This window comes from Ancylobacter sp. G4_0304 (assembly GCF_047501495.1).
Lineage (GTDB): Bacteria > Pseudomonadota > Alphaproteobacteria > Rhizobiales > Xanthobacteraceae > Ancylobacter.
Genome location: NZ_JAZDRM010000083.1, coordinates 1 through 479 on the forward strand (window position 1 = coordinate 1; position 479 = coordinate 479).

The 479-nt window shown below is 64.7% G+C and carries 1 pseudogene; it reads left to right on the plus strand.

Going from position 1 to position 479, the window contains the following annotated elements:
* Nucleotides 1–479: pseudogene (locus VRZ77_RS21715) on the plus strand (IS21 family transposase); the annotation flags it as partial.

Sequence of the window (479 nt, forward strand, 5' to 3'; positions counted from 1 at the left end):
GGACAGCGTCGAACCCCGGTTTCACGTTCCAGACCGGCCGAGCAAGCTCGATCCCTATGCCGACAAGCTCGCGGCGATGCTGCGGGTGGAGAGCGGCAAGTCGCGCAAGCACAAACGCACGGTGAAGCAGCTGCACGTTGATCTCGTGAGCTTTGGCTATGAGGGCTCCTACAATCGGGTGGCGGCCTTTGCCCGGGACTGGAAGGCAGCCCGGCTACGCGAACAGCAGACCAGCGGCCGCGGCACCTTCGTGCCGCTGGCCTTTGTGCCCGGAGAGGCGTTCCAGTTCGACTGGTCTGAGGACTGGGCAATCATTGCCGGCGAGCGCACCAAGCTGCAGGTCGCTCATATGAAGCTGTCCTGCAGCCGCGCCTTCACGCTTCGAGCCTACCTGCTCCAGACTCACGAGATGCTGTTCGACGCCCATAACCACGCCTTCCGGGTGCTGGGCGGCGTGCCGCGGCGGGGCATCTACGACA